This window comes from Stenotrophomonas sp. AR029 (assembly GCF_047520695.2).
GTDB lineage: Bacteria > Pseudomonadota > Gammaproteobacteria > Xanthomonadales > Xanthomonadaceae > Stenotrophomonas > Stenotrophomonas sepilia.
Map to the genome: position 1 here is coordinate 1 of NZ_JAXBQQ020000002.1, position 19,024 is coordinate 19,024.

Below are 19,024 nucleotides of genomic sequence, written 5' to 3' on the forward strand. Positions count from 1 at the left end.
AACCCGTCCATGGGGGCTTGTCCGCGGCATGCATGCCGCGGACAAGCCCCCATGGACGGGTTTACGGCGTCCCATGCCACCGGACCCACCCCGCCGTCGACAGTTTCCTGCGAGCTGTTGGAACAGCAAGGGGTCGGATCCGTTTTCTGAAGGAAAACGGCTCTGACCCCGGAACGCGGCCCGGAAACGAAAACGCCCACCGGGTGGTGGGCGTTTTCGTGGCGTGTTGGCATGCGGCCAACCGGCCGTTACATCACCTTCGACTGCTCCAGCTCCACCTGCAGGGTGCTCGCCAGCTCATCGCGCGACACTTCGAACTGCTGCTCGCGCAGCAGGTCCTTCACCGCCACCACGCCGCGCGCCAGCTCGTCTTCACCGGCCAGCACCACGAAGCGGATGCCCGCCTTGGCCGCGTACTGGAACTGCTTGCCGATCTTCTTCGGCTCCATCTGCACTTCGGTATTGATGCCACCGGCGCGCAGGCGGCGGGCGATGTCCAGCGACTGCGGCATGCCCTGCTCGTCCATCAGCGCCACCAGCGCCTGCACGCTGCTGGCCTCGATGCCATCGATCAGGCCGGCCTCGCGCAGCTGCCAGAACAGGCGCGACAGGCCGATGGAAATGCCCACGCCCGGCAACTTGGACTTGCTGTAGTGGCTGGCCAGGTCTTCGTAGCGGCCGCCCGAGCAGATCGAGCCGATCTGCGGGTGGTCGGTCAACGTTGTCTCGTAGACGGTGCCGGTGTAGTAGTCCAGGCCGCGCGCAATGGAGAAGTTCAGGCAGTACGCGGTTTCCGGCACGCCCAGCGCCTGCACCAGCTGCAGCACTTCGCGCAGTTCGGCCACGCCGGTACGCAGGATCTCCGAAGAACCGGCGTCGGCTTCAAGCGTTGCCAGCTGCGCCAGCGCATCGGCATGGCCCTGCGAACGCACGGCCACAAAGGCCAGGATCTTCTCGACCTGCTCGCCCGGGATGTTGAAGCCCTCGCCCACCAGCGTCTCGCGCACGTAATCGGCGCCGCGCTTGTCCAGCTTGTCCACTTCACGCAGCACCGCCAGCTGGCGCTCGCCTTCGGCCACGCCCAGGCTTTCGAAGAAGCCGCGCATGAGCTTGCGGTTGTTCAGCTGGATGCTGAAGTCGCCGATGCGCAGCTCCGAGAACACGGCGTGGATGACCGCCAGCACTTCGGCATCATAGCGAACGCTCAGGCTGTCCTTGCCGATCACGTCGATGTCGCACTGGTAGAACTCGCGGAAACGGCCGCGCTGGGCACGCTCGCCGCGGTAAACGCGCTGCATCTGGTAGCGACGGAACGGGAAGGTGAGTTCGTGTTCGTGCTCGGCCACGTAGCGTGCCAGCGGCACGGTCAGGTCGAAGCGCAGCGCCATCTCCGGCAGCGAACGGTCGCCCGATTCGGCCGCATTGGCCAGCGCACCGGTGGACTGCACGAAGTACACCTGGCGCTCGGTCTCGCCGCCGGACTTGGTCAGCAGCACATCGGACAGCTCGAACACCGGCGTCTCCACCGGCAGGAACCCGAAGCGCTCGTAGTTGCGGCGGATCACGTCCAGCATGCGCTGGAACGCAATCTGCTCGCGCGGCAGCAGTTCAAGGGTGCCGGGCGGGGTACGGGGCTTGATCACGGGCGGAACTCCTGCTGGAACGGGACGTGGGAGGGGGCGACATTCTAGCGCCCCCGCCTCGGGCAGGGTCGAACGGCCGCTTGAAGTATCATAAGGCCCTCCCCGCCCGCGATACGCCCCCGCAACATGTCACGGCCTTCCGGCGCTCCGCCCGCCACCAACGATCCCGCCTCGCCGTCCTGCACCACGCTGGACTGCCTGCACTGCTCGGTTCGCCACCTTGCGGTGTGCTCGGCGCTGTCGCCCGATGAAGTGCAGGCGCTGGAACAGGTCACCGTTTCGCAGCAGGTCAGCATGGGCAGCACGCTCGCCCGCACGGGTGAAGAACGCGACCATGTCTATACATTGACTGCCGGCGCACTGCGCCTGGTACGCACCCTGGCCGACGGCCGCCGCCAGATCAACGGCTTCGTGCTGCCCGGCGACTACCTGGGCCTGAGCGGCAGCGACCATCACCGCTACGACATCGAAGCCATCGCAGACAGCCGTGTCTGCCGGGTCGCGCTGCCACAGATGAAGGCGCTCCGCAGCCGCTTCCCGCACCTGGAGCGCAAGCTGCTGCAGCGTGCCTGCCAGGAACTGGATGCCGCGCAGGACGCTGCACTGGCGCTGGCACGCCTGCAGCCGGCCGAGAAGCTGGCTGATTTCCTGCTGCGCCTGGCCGCGCGTGAAGCCAGGCTGGGCGGCGACGGCCTGCGCGTGTCGCTGCCGATGGGCCGAGGCGACATCGCCGACCATCTGGGTCTGACCATGGAAACGGTCAGCCGCACCTTCACCAAGCTGCGCCAGCAAGGGCTGATTGCCCTGCCCCACCTGAACGTAGTGGAGATCCTCGACGAGGACGGGCTGCGCACACTGGCTGGTGAAGGGTTGATCTGACCGCACTGCGGTTGATGGGATTGCCGGCCAGCGGCCGGCAACCACATCCATCTCCGATCAACGCAACAACACCTCGCGCAACGCCACGTAATCTGCCGCCAATGGTTCGGCGTGCGCCGGCCGTTGCAACAACGCATCCAATGCCGGCGGCACGGCCACAGGTTCGCCGATCAACGGCTCGACCACGGCCTCGAACTTGGCCGGATGCGCGGTGGCCACCACCGCCCAGTCGCCCTTGGCACCACGGGCGCGCAGGTCCTGCAGCACCTTCACCGCCGTAGCCGTATGCGGGCAGAACAGCTCGCCCGTGCTGGCATGCGCGGCGGCAATGGTGGCCCGGATGGTCACGTCATCCACCGCAAACGCCCGGAAGGCAGCACGCAGTTCGGCATCGTCGCCCTGGTAGAGCCAGCGCAGGCGTTCGAAGTTGCTTGGCGCACCCACGTCCATTGCATTGGCCACGGTGGCCACACTGGCCTGCGGCTGGTAGTCGCCGCCACTGAAGTACGCGGGCAGCACGGCATTGGCATTGGTGGCCAGCACGATCTGCCCGATCGGCACTCCCAGTGCGCGCGCCAGCACCGCGGCCATCGCGTTGCCGAGGTTGCCGGTCGGCACCACCAGGTTGAGCCGGCGACGATGCAACGCGTAGTGGCTCAGTGCCGCATGTGCGTAGTAACTCATCTGCGGCAGCAGGCGACCGAGGCTGATGCTGTTGGCCGAGCTCAGCGGCACCTGTGCCTGCAGTTCGCGGTCGGCCAGCGCCTGCTTGACCATGGCCTGGCAGTCATCGAAGGCACCGGCCACGCGCAGCGCCAGGATGTTGTCACCAAAGCAGCCGAGCTGGTGCGCCTGGCGCGGTGATACGCGACCATCCGGATACAGCACCACCACGCGTACGCCTGGCTGGCGATGGAAGGCCGCGGCAACGGCGGCGCCGGTATCGCCGGAGGTGGCGACGACGATGGTCAGGTCACGGTCCTTGCCGGCCTGCAGCCGCGACAGCGTACCAGCCAGGAAACGCGCACCAATGTCCTTGAACGCCGCCGTCGGCCCATGGAACAGTTCCAGCACGTGGTCACCGTCGCCGAGCGCACGCAGCGGCACCGGGAAGTCGAACGCCTCGCGGCAGATCGACGGTAATCCGGCCTCCAGCGCATCTCCGGCGAAGAACGGTGCCAGCAGGTCTGCAGCGGTATCGGCCAGGGTCGCACCGGCTTCCAGCTCACGTGGCGCCGGCAGTACCTGGGGCACGTACAGGCCACCATCGGGCGCCAAGCCTGCAGCGATGGCCGCACTGAGGCCAACGGCCGGGGACCGGCCGCGGGTCGAAACGAATTGCATGGGTTCAGTATCCAAAGAGGGAGAAGGATTCAGCACAGCCGGGCTCCGGGCGCATCCAGCGGCGACACCCAGGCATCGCTGTCGAAGCCGGCAGCAGCGAATGCCGCCTGCACCGGCGCCGCGGCAGCGTGGGCCTGGTCGGCATCTTCGAACCAGGCGAACACGCTGGGGCCGGCACCGGAGATGCCTGCGCCCATTGCACGGGCTGACAACGCCGCATCACGAGCCGCCTCGAAGCCGCCGATCAGTCCCGCCCGTCGCGGCTCCACCAGCACATCGCGCAGGCCAGCGCGGACCAGCGCCGCGTCGCTGCGATGGCAGCCGCTGAGCACCAGCGCAAGATTCGCACTCTGCGCCACGAATTCACCCAGCGCATAGCTGCCTTGCAGCGCCTGGCGTGCCAGACGGGTTTCCAGCACCGCGTGCGGGTGCACCAGCAGGCTGTGCCAACTGGCTGGCACAGGGATCGGCAGCAGGCGGTCGGCCGTGCACAACGCCAGCCCGCCGAGCAGCAGCGGCCCCACGTTGTCACCATGGCGGCCCCCACTGGCCACGGCCTCGCCGTCCAGCGCAAACGGGTACAGCGCCTCGCGCGCGAGTGGCGCATCCAGCAATGCGTTGGCAGCAACCAGCGCAGCGACGCACGACGCTGCCGAGCCGCCCATGCCGGAGCCGAATGGAATGCCCTTGTCGATCTCCACCGCGAAGCCGAAGTCCAGGTCCAGCCCTGCGCGCAGCGACATCAACGCCGCACCTGCCGTGTTTCCGGCCGCCTCCAGCGGAAGTTCGACCGCACTGCCACGGATCGCCTCGATGCGCACCACCGGCTCATCGATACGCCGCACGCTCACCGTATCGCCAACGCCTGCAATGGCATGCCCCAGAATGTCGAAGCCCACCGCCACATTGGCCACCGAGGCGGGCGCAAATGCACGTGCGATCACAGGCGTGCTCCCTCGCCAGCGGCTACCCGCAGCAGGTCGGCGAACACGCCCGCCGCCGTCACTTCCGGTCCAGCGCCCGGTCCCTGCACCACCAGCGGGTTGTCGCAGTAGCGGCGGGTACGGAACTGCACCACGTTGTCGGTCAGCCGCAGGTTGGCGAAGGCATGGTCGGCCGGCAGTTCCTGCAGGCCCACCGAGGCGCCGTCGGTGCCCAGCCGTGCCACGTAGCGCAGCACCGCGCCACGCGCCCGCGCATCCTGCAGGCGCAGCAGCAAGCTGGCGTCGGACTCGCCCAGCCGCGCCATGAAGTCATCCACGCTGCCGTCGCGCAGCAGTGCCGGCACCAGGCTTTCCACCTGTACCTGTTCCAGGCTGAGCGCGTGACCGGCCTCGCGTGCAAGGATCACCAGCTTGCGTGCCACGTCCACACCGGACAGATCATCGCGCGGGTCCGGCTCGGTATAGCCCATTGACCGCGCCTGCGCGACCAGCTGCGAGAACGGCTGGCTGCCATCGAAGCGGTTGAACAGCCAGGCCAGCGTGCCGGAGAAGATGCCCTCGATGGTCAGCACCTCGTCACCGGTATCGACCAGATCGCGCAGCGTGGTGATCACCGGCAGGCCCGCGCCCACCGTGGCCTCGTAGCGGAAGCGCGCACCACTGGCCGCTGCGGCGGCGCGGATGCGCTGGTAGCGCGGCAGCGGCCCGGCGCCCGCCTGTTTGTTCGGGGTGACCACATGGATGCCTGCCGCCAGCCAGCCCTCGTAGCGTTCGGCCACCTCGGCACTGCCACTGCAGTCGATCACCACCGCATGCGGCAGGTGCGCAGCCAGCAGGTGCTCGGTGAAACGATCAAGATCGCTGGATTCACCCGCGTCCCGCAGGGCCTCGCGCCAGTCCGCGTGCAGGCCGTCCACTTCCAGGCGCATGCGCGAACGCGAGGCCAGCGCACGCAGGCGAAGATCCACATTGGCCTTGGCCAGCAGCTGCGGGCGCGCGGCCAGCAACTGGTCCAGCAGTGCGGCGCCAACGTTGCCGGGCCCGATCACACCGACCGCGAAGGTCTGCGGCGACAGCCAGAAGCCTGCATGCGCCGCGCGCAGCGCACGGGTGGCATCGGCGCTATCCACGGCGACCGAGATGTTGCGCTCGGACGAGCCCTGCGCAATCGCCAGGATGTTCACCTGCGCACGCCCCAGTGCCTCGAACAGGCGCGCCGCCACACCTGGCTGCCCGGCCATGCCGTCACCGACCGCGGCCAGTACGCTGACGCCCTCACTGACCTGTACGCGCTGCACCTGTCCCGCTGACAACTCGTGCGCAAATGCGTGCAGCAGTGCATCACGGCCACGGCCGGCTTCGGCAGCACGCACCACGCAGCAGATTGAATGTTCCGAGGAACCCTGCGAGATCATCACCACCGACACCTGCGCCTGGCGCAGCGCGGCAAACACGCGCTCGGCGGTACCCGGCACGCCGATCAGGCCGGTGCCTTCCAGGTTCAGCAGGGCCAGCCCGGGACTCAGGGTCAGGCCCTTCACCGGCCCGCGCGGCGAGCGCTCGGCGCTGATCCGCGTCCCCGGATGCGCCGGCTGGAACGTATTGCGGATGAAGATCGGCAGGCCGAGGCGGATCGCCGGCGACATCGTCTGCGGGTGCACCACCTTGGCGCCGAAGTACGCCAGTTCGCAGGCCTCGTCGTAGCTCAGCGCTTCCAGCTGCACCGCCTCGGGCACCAGCCGTGGGTCCGCCGACAGCACGCCATCGACATCGGTCCAGATGTGCAGCTCGTCAGCGTTGAACAGCGCGGCAAAGATCGCACCGGAATAGTCGCTGCCGTTGCGGCCGAGGGTGGTGATGCGGTCATCGCGATCGCGTGCGACGAATCCGGTGGCAACCAGGCGCGACTGCGGATGCTGCAGGCGCCACTTGGCCAGGCGGTCGGCACTGGCTTCCCAGTCGACATCCACGCCGAGTTCGCCATGCCCGACCACCAGCACATCGCGCGCGTCGAGTACCGCGCAGTCTTCGCCCAGCGCGCGCAGATGCGTGCCGAGCAGCTGTGCGGAAAACACTTCGCCCAAGCCCTGCACACGGTCCAGCACCTCGCGCGGCAGCTCGCCGATCACCGCCAGCGCGGCCAGCACTTCGGCCAACTGATCGAAGCGGGCGTCGATCCATTCGACCGTCTCGCCCACCTGCTCGCCCAGCAGCGCCACGGCAGCGCCGCGATGGCGTGCGCGCAGGGCATGCCAGGCCTCACGCCAGCCTTGATCGCCCTTGGCCGCCAGCTGGGCCAGTTCGATCAGCGCGTCGGTGACGCCCTTCATCGCCGAGACGACAGTGACCTGCAGCGATTCAGGACGGGCCAGCAGCAGGCCGCCCACATGGCGATAGCGTTCGGCATCGGCCACCGAGGTGCCGCCGAACTTGTGCACGACGGTGAACGGGGCAGCCAGGTCGGCCGGGGCAACGGAATGAGCGGGAGCGTGGGAAGACATGCAGACCTCGGTAGGAGGCCCCGTCGCATGCAGGTGTCGAGTTTCCCCGCCACCTGTAGGGTGCGGGGCCGTGGTTTTCGGGAGTTACACGAAGACGACGGGCCGCACCAGGGCAGTGGTGACGGTGGTGGTGGTAATGGTGGTGATGGTCGCGACCGGCGCAGTCGAACGGCCCGCAATGGCGGGGGCGATCAGGCTGGCGTGGGCGGCATCAAGGACCATGGCGCACAGAAAACACCGTGCGCCCTGCCGCTGTCAAGTGCTGCGATGCAAAAAACCGATGCAGCGATCATCGGCCAACGTGCCGACATTTGGTTGCAACTGAGACAAAGCCGGCATCAGCACGCTTGACGACTGCATTCAGCCGGCATGTTCGGCAATCGCCCGTGGTGTGCGATGCGCATGCGCGCACAGCATCACGCCAGCCACCAGGAACACGATTGCCAGCGCTTCCAGCAGCGAGGGCCAGCGCTGCTGCCATGCAAAGGCGTACAGCAGCGCGAACAGGGTCTCGAACACGATCATCTGGCCAGTCAGGGTCAGTGGCAGCAGGCGGCTGGCACGGTTCCAGAATGCGTTGCCGAGGATCGAGGCCACCACTGCCACGCCGGCGCTGATCGCCCAGAACCCGCTCCATTGCGCCGCCGTATGGCTGCCGGTGTGCCCGATGAAGGCCATCGGCACCAGCAGCAGGGCCAGGCCGCCGGTGGTGACGCCGGTCAGCAGCGACCAGTCATGGCTGGACAGGTCCGGCCTGCGCGCCAGCCAGCGGCTGTTGCCGATCGAATACAGCGCCCACGAGAACAGCGCACCGAACGCGCACAGCAGCCCGATCAGGCGCTGCCGCCACGGGGTGGCCAGGTGCTCGGACATCAGCGCTTCCCACCCCACCAGGGCGACCCCCAGCACGCACAGCCCCAGTGCCGGCAGCAGCTGTTTCAGTGGTACAGCGCCCTGCTCGCGCACGCCAACGAGGGTGACCACCACCGGAATCAGGCCGACGATCAGCGATGCTGCAGCGCCACCGGCCCACTGCACGGCGGTCGCCAGCAGCAGGAAATACACCAGGTTGCCTGCCAGGCTCAGCCACAGCAGGCCGATCCATTCGGCACGGCCCAGCCGCGGTGCCAGCCGCTTCCATCGCGGCAGCAGCAGGGCGACTGCCATCAGGCCATAGACCAGGTAGCGGCCGGCGGACAGTTGCAACGCATTGAACGACTGAAGCACCGCAGGCGCGAGAAAGACCACGCCCCACAGTGCGCCAGCGGCCACGCCATTGGCGATGCCCACGGCCATCGGGTTGTTGCGCATTCGGATTGTCCGGGCGGATGGAACGGGCCGCGCAGTGTAAGCGCTGGCCGCTGGGCGCTCTTGACCCAAGCTGCTGCCTTGTCACCTCTGTAGAGCCGAGCCAATGCTCGGCTGCGATTCACCGTTGTGCAGATAAGGGCAACCGAGCGTGGGCTCGGCTCTACAGATCAGCCGGCCCCCTGCGCCACGCAGCGGGGGTCTGGCCACATTCGCGGCGCAGCGCACGGGTCAGTGCACTCTGTTCGGAATAGCCTGCGGCCAGTGCGATATCGCTGATCGGCGCGGCAGTGGTGCGCAGCTGATGCTTGGCCCAACGCAAGCGGCACGCGCTGAGCCAGGCCTGCGGGCTCAGCCCGAACTCGCGCTGGAACAATGTGTGCAACCGGCTCTCGCTGACACCGACAACTCCGGCCATCCGGGCAACCGGCCAGGCCCGGCCGGGATCGGCCTGCACCGCCGCGCACAGGCCCTGCATGCGCGCGCCACTGCCCGCCGGTGCAAATACCTGCAGCAACTGCGGCAGCAACGCCGGCATCGGCTGCCCTGCCTGCACGGCGGCCAGGCGCTGCCGCAACGCCAGCGGCAGATGCAGCCAGCGCTGGCGGCACAGATGCTCCTGCGTGCCGTCATCCAGCACGCCTGGAGGACAATCAACGATCACGAAACCATTGGGGCCGTCCGCCATCTGGTCATGTGCTTCGCCGGCGGCGACAAATGCCCCCTGCAGCAGGTCCAGCCGGCCGCCGCGCCCTTCCATCTCGAACTGCAGTTCCCCCTGCAGCGGCAGCACCCACTGCGCGTAGTCATGGCGGTCCAGGCCGGTGGCCTGCCCGTAGTGCCGCAGATGGAAGATGGCGCCCATCCGGGCAGTGTGCGCGTGTAACAACGGCCGTGCAAACCGCTGCTATAGTCGATCCGTCATCCAACGCAGGGAGTGCAGGTCATGACCCATCAGCAGCTGTCCCTGGTGCTTGCCACCAGCCTCGGCCTGGCGCTCACCGCCTCGGCCTCCGCGCAGGAACGTACGCCACCGGCCCCGCACTGCATGGACGCGGTCGGCGTCCAGGAAGTGGAGCAGGCTTCATCGCGTTCAATCGCTCTGCGAGCCGCCTCGGGCCAGGCCTATCGGATCGACTTCAGCGAAGAGTGCCCCGGCGTCCGCGGTGCCACCACGCTGAAACTTGAAGCACCCGCCGGCTGGGCCTGCGGTCGCCCCAGCGAGCGTGTGGTGGTCGATGGCCGCAGCTGCGCGATCAGCGCGGTGACCCCCGTGCAGGATCGCGACTACGCCAGCGTGGCCCGCGACAGCGACCGCCTGCGCATGGCCACCCTGCCCGCCCTGACCATCCGCGAGCGCAGGGACATCCGCCGCAGTTTCGGTGGTTCGCCGTCGTACTGCTTTGCCACGCGCAACGTGCGCGCGTGGTCGTCCGACCCGCAGGGCATGCTGGTGGAGACCAATCCGCATCGCAATGGGGGTCACCGCTACTATCGCGTGGAGCTTGGCAGCCACTGCCGCCAGCTCGACCGTGCGCCACAGCTGAGCTTCCACTCCGGCATGCAGAACGGCCTGATCTGTGGCAATCCGGGCGATCGCATCCTCACCGCCGGATTCGAGAATGGTGACCTGCGCAACGACGCCCTGGCGCCGCTGCCGCAGTACACCCGCGGCGGCTGCACGATCCAGGCGGTCTATCCGGCTTCCAGCCAGGCGTCGAACTAACCGTCGACGCCGAGGAACGCGAACGGTGCGCTGGGCACGAAGTGGCCCAGCGCGTCGCCGGAAAAGGTATTGCGCTGGTCCGGACCGAGATCGAGCTTGAGCACCTTGCCGCCGAAATCCACCTTGTTGAGGTCGACCCAGAACGTGTTCGGGGTCAATGCCGATTCGAAGAAGTACAAGCGCCGCTTGTGGTCGGCCACGGTACGCCAGCGCGTGGAGGAGATGTTCGGCTCGCCCGGCGTGGTAATGCCGTAGGGCACCGACGTATTGCGGATCACGCTGAACACGCTGGCCAGCGCCACCACCGGGTCTTCGGACTTGGGAATGGCGTTGATGTAGAACGAGGCGCGCGCGAAACGGTCGGCTGAGCGGTTGGTACCCGGCAGCATCACCGTGCCGCCGATCTGCTGCCAGTAGCTGTTGAGTGCCAGCTGCTGCTCGAAGATCGGTGAATTGGTCATCACCTGGTAGCGCCGGTCATGGTGGATCACCTGGCGACCGCCGATGTATTCGACGATGGCACTGTCGCCACTGGCATCTGACAGCGACAGGTGCAGCGTGGCCTGGCGGTCTTCGCCCGGCACCTTGTCGGTGACGATCGAGTACGGCTCGCGCTGCAGCGCCGCGACCGCTTCGTCTACGGTGGCGAAGTTGTCCAGCACATACTGCGCCCATAGTGAGATGGCCAGGCCCGGCTTTTTGCCGCGCTGCTTCGGATACTCCGATTCGACCAGCCACAGCAGGTTGGCCACCAGGCCCTTCTCGTTCATGCCATCGGTGGTCGATACGTCATAACCGGTGGCCACCACCGAGCCGTAGCGCGCCGTCCAGGCCAGCGACTTCGGCCCGGCCTGGCCAGTGCGCGCGATGCCGCGCGGCAGCACGTAGAGGTTGGTCGCCACATCGACCTTCCAGTCCATCGAGCGCGCGGTGATCACATCACCGTTGTCGCCCAGGTAGACCGCGCGCGTGCAGGCCAGCGCGGGTGCCACTGCGGCGGCCAGCGCGACCGCCAGCAGTGCCCTTTCCTTCCACTTCATCCGTGCCATGTCGTTGCGCTCCTTTCCCCGTGATCCGTGGATATGACCCGATTCAGGGTGACACAGCGGTGAAGCCCCGGCGAACCAGGCGATCGTGCAGCCAGAAACCTGCAAGCATGGCCGGCACGAACCAAAGCGCTTCGCGCGATCCCACCGCCAGCCCGGCGATGGCAGGGCCCGGGCAATAGCCTGCCCAACCCCAACCCATTCCGAACAATGCCGCGCCCAGCACCAGGCGTACATCGACACCGCGCACAGCGGGCAGTTGGAAGCGCGTTGCGCATGACGGCCGCGGGCGCCGCAGCACCCAGCGCTGGCCGACCGCGCTGACCAGCAGTGCCGAGGCCAGCACCCAGGCCAAGGTGGGATCGAAATCGCCGGCGATGTCGAGGAAACCGAGGATGCGGCGCGGATCGGTCATGCCGGCCAGCGCCAGGCCCGCGCCGAACAGCGCCCCTGCCGCGCCGGCGGCCACCATCATGCGGCTCATGCGAAGCCCCCGCCATGACGGATCAGGAATGTAGTCAGCATTGCGCAGGCCATGAATACCAGCACCGCCAGCAGCGACCGCATTGAGCCGCGGGCCATGCCGCACACTCCATGACCACTGGTGCAGCCGTTGCCCAACCGCGTACCGAATCCGACCAGCAGGCCGGCGCCAACCAGCTGCCACGCCGGCAAGGCGTCACGCAACAGGTCGCGGGGCGCTTGATCTGGCACGGCCTGCCAGCACAGCACCCCCCCTGCAGCGGCAAGCAGGCCGAGCAGGAATGCCCAGCGCCAACCTCGATCGCCGGGCGTTGCGCGCACGCTGCCAGCGGCGATGCCGCTGATGCCGGCTACCCGGCCCGTGGTTGCCAGCAAGACCACCGCCGCCGCACCGATCAACGCGCCCCCCGCGACGGCGGCCCACGGCACGGTCATGACCTGCCTCCAGTTGTCGCGTTCATTCGCTTGCCTTTTGAATTAGCTTTTTCTAAATTAGCGTCTTCTAAATCAAAAGGTCAACCATGGCCCGAATCGAGCTCGACAGTGCCGCGATGGCCGAGCATGCCGCCCAGGCCGCGGCGCTGCTCAAAAGCCTGGCCCATCCGGCACGGCTGCGCGTGCTGTGCCGGCTGGTCGAAGGCGAGGCGCCAGTACCGGAACTGCAGGCACTGACCGGGCTCAGCGCATCAGCGCTGTCCCAGCATCTGGCGGTGCTGCGCGGACTTGGCATCGTCTCGACCCGGCGCGAAGCGCAGTCGATCCACTACCGGGTAGTGGAAGGGCCGGCGCTGGGCGTATTGCAGGCGTTGCACGCGGCGTACTGCGGAAGTGCAGCGCGCTGAACCTTCCACGCAGGTTCAACCTGCGTGCAGCACCGGTTGCACGACCTGATCGAGCAGATCCACCGGGGTCGGCGCCGACAGGTCACCATGCAACGCGCGGGTGAAACCTGACCAGTCGCTGGAAGACAGTTGCCGCAGCAGCGCCTCCTCCACCGGCAACGCGCGCATCGACCAGTACGGAAACTGGCGCTGGCCAAGGCGGCCACGCGCCAGTTCGATGATGTCGATATGGCTACCGGCCTGCAGGATCCGTTCGTACACCGAATCGATACCATCCGGCGGCCCTTCGATGTACTGCAGGAATCGCCCGCCGTCATGCAGCAGCACACCGGTCACGCCCGCCATCTTGTTGAAACGGGCTGCATCATCGACCAGCGCCCGCAGCCGTTCAGCGGAAAGATCCGGCAGCGCCTGGCTGACGTAGGCGATGGCACGCAGTGGCATGGCGCTTCCTTGACAAGATGTACACCCACGGTAGCAGCTGCGGACGAGTCCGTCTCGGTGCCCGCAGGTGTTCCCTGAAGAATTCAGGTAGCGGCCGCCGGCAGCCCCTCTGTGCGCCTCGGCAACCGGGCTTCGAACACCACCTGACCGGCTTCATTGCGCGCTGCGATGTGCCCGCCGTGCGCGCGCACGAACTGATCGACGATATACAGGCCCAACCCCAGGCCATTGCTGGGATGGAAGCTGGCCTTGAACGGCTCGAACAGGCGCGGCAGCAGCGCGTCGTCGATCCGTCCCGCGTTGCTCACCCGCAGCAGCACGCTGCGCGGATCACGGCCGTCCACCTCCACCCTCGCCTCACCGCCATGGGTGAGCGCATTGCCGATCAGGTTGGCGGCAACCTGTCCCAGCCGATCCAGATCACCCTGCAGGCGGGTATCGCCCAGCATATCCAGATGCACCCGTGCGTGGCCGTGGGCGCTGCCCGCTTCGGCCACCACCGCACGCGTGACCTCGGCAAGATCACAGGCGCTGGCCTGCAGGCGCAGCCCGCCGCTGCGGATCCGCGAAAAGTCCAGCAGCTGCTCGACCATGCGCGCCATGCGCAGCGTGCTGGCCTCCAGGTGCTTCAGGGTCTGCTGCGCGCCGTCATTGCCCGCAGGAAGCTCCAGCGCCAGCTTGTCGGCACACAGCAGGATCGCCGACAGCGGCGTGCGCAGATCATGGGTGAGCACCGCCGCCATCGTCTCGTTGAGCTTGAGCGAGCGCTCCAGCGCCTCGTTGCGCGCCTTCAGCAGCTGCCGCTGCTGGTACAGCTCGATGAAGACATTGACCTTGCTCAGGATCACCTGCGGCGCCACCGGCTTGTGCAGGAAGTCGACCGCGCCGGTTTCGTAGCCCTTGAACGCGCGCAGCGGGTCGTCCGGCGAGGCGGTCAGGAAGATGATCGGCACATCCCGGCTGCGGTGTGATCCGCGCATCAGCTCGGCCAGGGTGAAGCCATCGATCTCCGGCATGTGCACGTCCAGCAGCGCCAGCGCCACCTCATGCTCGAGCAGCAGTTCCAGCGCCTGCGCGCCCGAGCCCGCCAGCAGCAGGTTCACGCCTTCGCGCTGCAGCAGCGCCTGCATGGCCACCAGGTTCTGCGGCACGTCATCGACGATCAGCAGGTTGACCGGGGTCTGCGACTGCGCAGGGTCCGGTGGCAGCAGGTTCATGCAAACAACTCCTTCAGGCGACGGCACATCAGTTCGAGGGGCAGCACGGCATCGGCGCCGGCGTGCTGCAGGGCGGAGGCCGGCATCATCGATGCCTCGGCCTCCTCGGGACATTGCAGCCAGGCGCGGCCACCGGCGGCGCGCACCGCGGCCACCCCTTCACTACCATCGCTGCTGGCACCGGTCAGCAGCAGGGCCAGCACCTGCGCGCCGAACACGGCCGCAGCCGACTCGAACAATGGATCGATGGCCGGGCGCGAAAACAGCACCGGCGCGTCCACCGACAACGCCAGCGAACCGGCGTCTTCCACCAGCAGGTGATAGTCCGGTGGCGCAAAGGTCACCGTGCCTGGCTGCAGCGGCTGCTTGTCTTCGGCCTCGCGCACCGGCAGCGCGCAGTACGGCGCCAGCACTTCGGCGATGCGGCTGCTGCGGTCGCGCGGAAGGTGCAGCACCGCCAGCACCGGCGCCGGTAGAGCCGCGGGCAGCGCGCCGAGCACCGCCTGCAGCGCCGCAACCCCACCCGCAGAGGCCCCGATCACCAGCACGGCCGGTCGTGTCGGCACTGCCATCAGGCAACCTTCCGGTACAGGCGATGCTCCCGCGAGCAGGTCTCGAATGCGCCGTGGTGGCGCCCGAACTGCAGCGACTCCTTGCTGCCCAGGCCAAGGAAGCCGCGATGCACCAGCGCTTCACGGAACAGGCCCACCGCGCGGTCCTGCAGATCGCGGTTGAAATAGATCAGCACATTGCGGCACGACACCAGATGCACCTCGGAGAACACGGTGTCGGTGGCCAGGCTGTGGTCGGCGAACACCACGTTGCGGCGCAGCTGGCGATCGAACACCGCGCCATCGTAGGCCGTGGCGTAGTAGTCGGACAGCGAGGCGGTGCCACCGGCCGCCAGGTAGTTCCGGCTGAACTGGGCCATTCGGTCGATGCCATAGGCGCCGGCCTCGGCGGTGGCCAGGGCTGCCGGATTGATGTCGGTGGCGTAGACGATGCTGCGCTCCAGCAGGCCTTCCTCGTGCAACAGGATCGCCAGCGACCACACTTCCTCGCCGGTACTGCAACCGGCCACCCACAGCTTCACCGACGGGTAGGTGCGCAGCACCGGCACCACCTGCTCGCGCAGCTCGCGGAAATAGGCCGGGTCACGGAACATCTCCGAGACCTGCACGGTGAAGAACTGCATCGCCTGCGCGAACAGGTCCGGCTCGTGCAGCAGGCGGTGCTGCAGGTCGGCCAGCCGCTCGCACTCATAGCGCTGCATGGCCTGGCGGATCCGCCGGCGCAGCGACGACACCGCATAACTGCGGAAATCGTAGTGGTAGCGCTGGTAAAGCGCTTCCAGCAGCACCTTCAGCTCCAGGTCGAACAGGGCCTGCTCGTTCATTGCCGCGAGCACCAGACCCGGCACAGCGAGACCAGCTTGTCGACGTCGATGGGTTTGGCGATGTAGTCGTTGGCGCCGGCCTGCAGGCAGCGCTCACGGTCGTCCGGCATGGCCTTGGCGGTCAGCGCGATGATCGGCAGGTCCTGCAGGTGGCGCTGCGCGCGGATTTCGCGCATCGCAGCAAGGCCATCCTTCTCCGGCATCATGATGTCCATCAGCACCAGGTCGACCTCGCGCTCGGCCAGGCGATCCACCGCTTCCTGGCCATTGCGCGCGATCTCCAGCGTGACGCCGAGGGGTTCGAGCACGCTGGACAGTGCGAAGATGTTGCGAACGTCGTCCTCGGCCAGCAGCACCGTCCGACCGTCGAGCACGGTGTCGCGACGGCGGGCCTCGCGCAGCAGGCGCTGCTGGTCGCTGGGCAGGCTGGCCTCCACGCTGTGCAGGAACAGGGTCACCTCGTCCAGCAGGCGCTCGGGCGAACGCGCGCCCTTGATGATGATGCTCTTGGAATAGCGGCGCAGTCGCTGCTCTTCCTCGCGACTGAGTGCGCGGCCGGTATAGACGATCACCGGCGGGAAACCGACATCGTCGTTGCCGGCCATGTGCTCGAGCAGGTCGTAGCCGCTCCCGTCGGGCAGCGACAGGTCCATCACCATGCAGTCGAACGTGACCGTACTGAGCTGTTCCAGTGCGCTGGCCAGGGTGCCTACAGCGACGATCTGCAGCTGGTCGCGGCCCAGCAACAGTTCCAGGTTGTGGCGCAGCTCGTTGTCGTCTTCCACGATCAGCAGCCGCCGCATGTCGCGCTGGCTGGTCTGTTCCAGCTGTTCGATCGCCGTCACCAGCCGCTCGCGCGTGGTCGGCTTGATCGCAAAACCGATCGCGCCCAGCTCGCGCGCCACCTGGCTGCGGTCCGTGGCCGAGACCACATGCACCGGGATGTGGCGGGTGTCCGGGTTGCGCTTCAGGCGTTCCAGCACGCTCAGGCCCGACACGTCCGGCAGGCCGATATCGAGCAGGATGCCGTTCGGGCGCAGTTCACTGGCCAGGGCCAGCGCCTCTTCCGCCGTGCCCGCTACCACGCAGTCGAAGTCCAGTTCATGGGCCAGCGCCACCAGTGCTTCGGCGAACGTGGCATCGTCCTCGACCGCCAGGATCAGGCGCCCGGCGCGCTGGCGGCGACCGCGGTCGTCGGCTACGCCGGCCATCGCAGTAACCGGCGCTGCTGCGGTCGCAGCGCGTACGGGCGCGGCCGGCAGCACGGCCGGCGCCGTCGGCGGCGCTGCCACGGGGACATCGGCAGCGACGGCTGCGCTCGCCGTGGGCGCTCCCTGCAGCGGCAGCTCCAGGATGAAGCAGCTGCCGCGCCCGGGCTCACTGTCGACCTGGATGCCGCCGCCCATGCGCTCGGCCAGATCGCGCGAGATCGACAGGCCCAGGCCGGTACCGCCGTAGCGACGGCGGGTGCTGCCATCGGCCTGGCGGAACGCTTCGAAGATGACATCCAGCTGCTCGCGGGCAATGCCGATGCCGGTGTCACAGACCTCGAACCGGATGCGGCCGTTGCCGCCGGCACGCACGTGCAGGCTGACCTTGCCATGCTCGGTGAACTTCACCGCGTTGGCCAGCAGGTTCTTCAGGATCTGCTGCAGCCGCTGGCTGTCAACCACCATCTGGGTCGGTGCCAGGGCGTCGGCTTCGATCTGCAGGGCCAGGCCCTTCTGCCGCGCCATCGGCTCGAAGGTCTCGCGCAGGCGCTGCAGCGCGCTCTCGACCACCACCACTTCATCGGACAGTTCGACATGGCCGGCCTCGATGCGCGACAGGTCGAGGATGTCGTTGATCAGCGCCAGCAGGTCGTTGTTGGACGACAGGATCGCTCGCGCGTACTTCACCTGTTCCTCGGTCAGCGTGCCGTCCTTGTTGTCGGCCAGCAGCTTGGCCAGGATCAGCGAGCTGTTCAGCGGCGTGCGCAGCTCATGCGACATGTTGGCCAGGAACTCGGACTTGTAGCGCGAGGTCGCCGCCAGCTCGTTGCTGTTGCGCACCAGCTGGCTCTGCGCAACCAGCAGTGCCTGCTTCTGCGCCTCCAGCTCGTGGGTGCGCTCTTCCAGCTGCACGTTGCTCTGTTCCAGCTCAGCCTGCTGTTCTTCCAGGTGGCTCTGCGACTGCAACAGGCTGCGGCTCTGCTCTTCCAGTTCCTCGTTGGCCACGCGCAGCTCTTCCTGCTGGGCCTGCAGCTCCTCGCCCTGGCGCTGCGACTCTTCCAGCAGAACCACCAGCTGCGCACGCAGCAGCGATGCGCGCAGTGCCATGCCGATGGTGTCGGCGCAGCGCTCCAGCAGCTCGCGATCCAGGTCACGCTGTTCACCCGCCCGCGCGCGGCCCAGCTCGATGACACCGACCACCGCACCATCGCTGCTGATCGGCGCCAGGATGCGCTCGCGCACCGGCAGCCGGCCCAGGCTGGTCTGCAGTTCGAGCACGGCAGCATCTTCGCCGTGCAGGTGGCGGATGCGTTCGTCCCGGGCAACCTGCCCGGCCAGTCCTTCGTGCAGGGCCAGCGAGGCCGGCGTCCCAGAGGGCAGCGCCACGCCACCGGTCAGCTGCAGCCGGCCGCCGTCCAGGCGATAGACCGCACCGACCTCTGCATCCAGCTGCCCGGCCAGGCTTACTGCTGCCGCCTCGGCGATCTGCTCCGGCCCGAGGTCACCGCGCAGGCTCATCGCCACCGCGTTCTCGGCCTCCTGCAGCCAGAGCGCGCGCATCGCCTGGCGCCGGGCCTGGATCGCGCGCGACACGATCAGTGCGATCATCAGGAAGGCGCAGCCACCGACGGTACGGTTGACAAGCGAGAAGGACGAATTGTTGCTGGCTGGCGCAACGTTGAAGCCGATCACCAGCAGGACACAGGCGATCACCGCGACCACGAACGGCGCGCGTGCACTGCGCTGGAACACCGTCACGCCGACCGCGAGGAAGTAGGCCAGCCATACCGCGTAGCCGAGCGGGACGACCAGTTCCAACGCGATGGTCGCGGCCAGCAGCACGGCGGACGTCATCCAGATCCAGCGGTCACGCGTAGTCGCACCAGGACGCATGCAGGTCGGTTCCAGAAGGCAAAGGGTGGAAGATGGTACTCCGTGTCGCATTCAGCCGCACAGGACAAATGGCACGTGTCAGGTGTGCACGCATCCTTCACACTTGAGTGCCTAGCTTCACGTCCCTCACAGGGGTAACACTTATTT

17 protein-coding genes and 1 pseudogene are annotated in these 19,024 nt (G+C 67.6%); 4 read left to right on the forward strand and 14 right to left on the reverse strand.

Going from position 1 to position 19,024, the window contains the following annotated elements; translation table 11 throughout:
• Positions 1–248 precede the first annotated feature (248 nt).
• Positions 249–1,643 carry a histidine--tRNA ligase gene (gene hisS / locus ACM0PB_RS06425; RefSeq protein ID WP_065177574.1) on the reverse strand — a complete coding sequence of 465 codons (1,395 nt, stop codon included), beginning with the start codon at positions 1,641–1,643 and terminating at the stop codon, positions 249–251.
• Between the two features lie 126 nt (positions 1,644–1,769).
• On the opposite strand from hisS, the gene ACM0PB_RS06430 reads away from it, so the two are divergent.
• Positions 1,770–2,522: a Crp/Fnr family transcriptional regulator gene (locus ACM0PB_RS06430; RefSeq protein WP_005416324.1), complete on the forward strand. Its 753-nt coding sequence runs from the start codon at positions 1,770–1,772 to the stop codon at positions 2,520–2,522.
• Positions 2,523–2,579: 57 nt separating this feature from the next.
• On the opposite strand, the gene thrC is transcribed toward ACM0PB_RS06430, so the two are convergent.
• The 3 genes from thrC to thrA are packed head-to-tail and all read right to left on the reverse strand — an operon-like array spanning position 2,580 to position 7,311.
• Positions 2,580–3,866, reverse strand: a complete 1,287-nt coding sequence (gene thrC, locus ACM0PB_RS06435) for a threonine synthase (RefSeq protein WP_065177573.1) — start codon at positions 3,864–3,866, stop codon at positions 2,580–2,582.
• Between the two features lie 29 nt (positions 3,867–3,895).
• Positions 3,896–4,810 (reverse strand): homoserine kinase, encoded by a 915-nt coding sequence (locus ACM0PB_RS06440; protein ID WP_065184999.1) that lies wholly within the window; start codon positions 4,808–4,810, stop codon positions 3,896–3,898.
• Positions 4,807–7,311 (reverse strand): bifunctional aspartate kinase/homoserine dehydrogenase I, encoded by a 2,505-nt coding sequence (thrA, locus tag ACM0PB_RS06445; protein WP_262089651.1) that lies wholly within the window; start codon positions 7,309–7,311, stop codon positions 4,807–4,809. Before thrA ends, ACM0PB_RS06440 begins: the two co-directional genes overlap by 4 nt.
• Before the next feature lie 27 nt (positions 7,312–7,338).
• Here thrA and ACM0PB_RS06450 point away from each other — a divergent pair, with 27 nt between their 5' ends.
• Positions 7,339–7,662 carry a hypothetical protein gene (locus ACM0PB_RS06450; RefSeq protein ID WP_204324508.1) on the forward strand — a complete coding sequence of 108 codons (324 nt, stop codon included), beginning with the start codon at positions 7,339–7,341 and terminating at the stop codon, positions 7,660–7,662.
• A 9-nt stretch (positions 7,663–7,671) separates the two neighbouring features.
• On the opposite strand, the gene ACM0PB_RS06455 is transcribed toward ACM0PB_RS06450, so the two are convergent.
• Positions 7,672–8,622 (reverse strand): DMT family transporter, encoded by a 951-nt coding sequence (locus ACM0PB_RS06455; RefSeq protein WP_005416320.1) that lies wholly within the window; start codon positions 8,620–8,622, stop codon positions 7,672–7,674.
• A gap of 160 nt (positions 8,623–8,782) precedes the next feature.
• Entirely contained in the window at positions 8,783–9,484 is a 702-nt protein-coding gene (locus ACM0PB_RS06460) for a helix-turn-helix transcriptional regulator (RefSeq protein WP_065185003.1), read from the reverse strand.
• A gap of 81 nt (positions 9,485–9,565) precedes the next feature.
• Between ACM0PB_RS06460 and ACM0PB_RS06465 the strand changes: the two genes are divergently transcribed.
• Entirely contained in the window at positions 9,566–10,345 is a 780-nt protein-coding gene (locus tag ACM0PB_RS06465) for a DUF6491 family protein (RefSeq protein WP_005416318.1), read from the forward strand.
• On the opposite strand, the gene ACM0PB_RS06470 is transcribed toward ACM0PB_RS06465, so the two are convergent.
• The 3 genes and pseudogenes from ACM0PB_RS06470 to ACM0PB_RS06480 all read right to left on the reverse strand — a co-directional run.
• Positions 10,342–11,394: a linear amide C-N hydrolase gene (locus ACM0PB_RS06470; RefSeq protein ID WP_164093011.1), complete on the reverse strand. Its 1,053-nt coding sequence runs from the start codon at positions 11,392–11,394 to the stop codon at positions 10,342–10,344. The two genes, ACM0PB_RS06465 and ACM0PB_RS06470, sit on opposite strands and share 4 nt — an antisense overlap.
• Before the next feature lie 43 nt (positions 11,395–11,437).
• Complete coding sequence (locus ACM0PB_RS06475; RefSeq protein WP_065185005.1) at positions 11,438–11,875, reverse strand: DUF6691 family protein; 438 nt, start codon at positions 11,873–11,875, stop codon at positions 11,438–11,440.
• Positions 11,872–12,312 (reverse strand): annotated as a pseudogene (locus ACM0PB_RS06480) (YeeE/YedE family protein); the annotation flags it as partial. The pseudogene ACM0PB_RS06480 and the gene ACM0PB_RS06475, both read right to left, overlap by 4 nt.
• Before the next feature lie 83 nt (positions 12,313–12,395).
• On the opposite strand from ACM0PB_RS06480, the gene ACM0PB_RS06485 reads away from it, so the two are divergent.
• A complete protein-coding gene (locus ACM0PB_RS06485; RefSeq protein WP_005416314.1) occupies positions 12,396–12,716 on the forward strand; it encodes an ArsR/SmtB family transcription factor in 321 nt (106 codons plus the stop codon).
• Between the two features lie 15 nt (positions 12,717–12,731).
• Here ACM0PB_RS06485 and ACM0PB_RS06490 read toward each other — a convergent pair whose 3' ends face one another.
• The 5 genes from ACM0PB_RS06490 to ACM0PB_RS06510 all read right to left on the reverse strand — a co-directional run bounded on the left by ACM0PB_RS06490 (position 12,732) and on the right by ACM0PB_RS06510 (position 18,877).
• The gene (locus ACM0PB_RS06490) at positions 12,732–13,160 is read right to left on the reverse strand and encodes a BLUF domain-containing protein (protein ID WP_005416313.1); all 429 of its coding nucleotides are present in this window, start codon (positions 13,158–13,160) and stop codon (positions 12,732–12,734) included.
• Between the two features lie 83 nt (positions 13,161–13,243).
• On the reverse strand, positions 13,244–14,377 hold the full coding sequence (locus ACM0PB_RS06495; RefSeq protein WP_005416312.1) for a hybrid sensor histidine kinase/response regulator: 1,134 nt from the start codon (positions 14,375–14,377) through the stop codon (positions 13,244–13,246).
• On the reverse strand, positions 14,374–14,949 hold the full coding sequence (locus ACM0PB_RS06500) for a chemotaxis protein CheB (RefSeq protein WP_065177566.1): 576 nt from the start codon (positions 14,947–14,949) through the stop codon (positions 14,374–14,376). Before ACM0PB_RS06500 ends, ACM0PB_RS06495 begins: the two co-directional genes overlap by 4 nt.
• On the reverse strand, positions 14,949–15,773 hold the full coding sequence (locus ACM0PB_RS06505; RefSeq protein WP_005416310.1) for a CheR family methyltransferase: 825 nt from the start codon (positions 15,771–15,773) through the stop codon (positions 14,949–14,951). Before ACM0PB_RS06505 ends, ACM0PB_RS06500 begins: the two co-directional genes overlap by 1 nt.
• Positions 15,770–18,877: a response regulator gene (locus ACM0PB_RS06510; protein ID WP_414604549.1), complete on the reverse strand. Its 3,108-nt coding sequence runs from the start codon at positions 18,875–18,877 to the stop codon at positions 15,770–15,772. Before ACM0PB_RS06510 ends, ACM0PB_RS06505 begins: the two co-directional genes overlap by 4 nt.
• Positions 18,878–19,024 lie beyond the last annotated feature (147 nt).

Excerpts from the sequence above, each read along its gene's own strand:
- ACM0PB_RS06430 (WP_005416324.1), top strand. The coding sequence starts at position 1,770 with ATGTCACGGCCTTCCGGCGCTCCGCCCGCCACCAACGATCCCGCCTCG.
- thrC (WP_065177573.1), bottom strand. The coding sequence starts at position 3,866 with ATGCAATTCGTTTCGACCCGCGGCCGGTCCCCGGCCGTTGGCCTCAGT.
- thrA (WP_262089651.1), bottom strand. The coding sequence starts at position 7,311 with ATGTCTTCCCACGCTCCCGCTCATTCCGTTGCCCCGGCCGACCTGGCT.
- ACM0PB_RS06450 (WP_204324508.1), top strand. The coding sequence starts at position 7,339 with ATGCAGGTGTCGAGTTTCCCCGCCACCTGTAGGGTGCGGGGCCGTGGT.
- ACM0PB_RS06455 (WP_005416320.1), bottom strand. The coding sequence starts at position 8,622 with ATGCGCAACAACCCGATGGCCGTGGGCATCGCCAATGGCGTGGCCGCT.
- ACM0PB_RS06460 (WP_065185003.1), bottom strand. The coding sequence starts at position 9,484 with ATGGGCGCCATCTTCCATCTGCGGCACTACGGGCAGGCCACCGGCCTG.
- ACM0PB_RS06465 (WP_005416318.1), top strand. The coding sequence starts at position 9,566 with ATGACCCATCAGCAGCTGTCCCTGGTGCTTGCCACCAGCCTCGGCCTG.
- ACM0PB_RS06470 (WP_164093011.1), bottom strand. The coding sequence starts at position 11,394 with ATGGCACGGATGAAGTGGAAGGAAAGGGCACTGCTGGCGGTCGCGCTG.
- ACM0PB_RS06475 (WP_065185005.1), bottom strand. The coding sequence starts at position 11,875 with ATGAGCCGCATGATGGTGGCCGCCGGCGCGGCAGGGGCGCTGTTCGGC.
- ACM0PB_RS06485 (WP_005416314.1), top strand. The coding sequence starts at position 12,396 with ATGGCCCGAATCGAGCTCGACAGTGCCGCGATGGCCGAGCATGCCGCC.
- ACM0PB_RS06490 (WP_005416313.1), bottom strand. The coding sequence starts at position 13,160 with ATGCCACTGCGTGCCATCGCCTACGTCAGCCAGGCGCTGCCGGATCTT.
- ACM0PB_RS06495 (WP_005416312.1), bottom strand. The coding sequence starts at position 14,377 with ATGAACCTGCTGCCACCGGACCCTGCGCAGTCGCAGACCCCGGTCAAC.
- ACM0PB_RS06500 (WP_065177566.1), bottom strand. The coding sequence starts at position 14,949 with ATGGCAGTGCCGACACGACCGGCCGTGCTGGTGATCGGGGCCTCTGCG.
- ACM0PB_RS06505 (WP_005416310.1), bottom strand. The coding sequence starts at position 15,773 with ATGAACGAGCAGGCCCTGTTCGACCTGGAGCTGAAGGTGCTGCTGGAA.
- ACM0PB_RS06510 (WP_414604549.1), bottom strand. The coding sequence starts at position 18,877 with ATGCGTCCTGGTGCGACTACGCGTGACCGCTGGATCTGGATGACGTCC.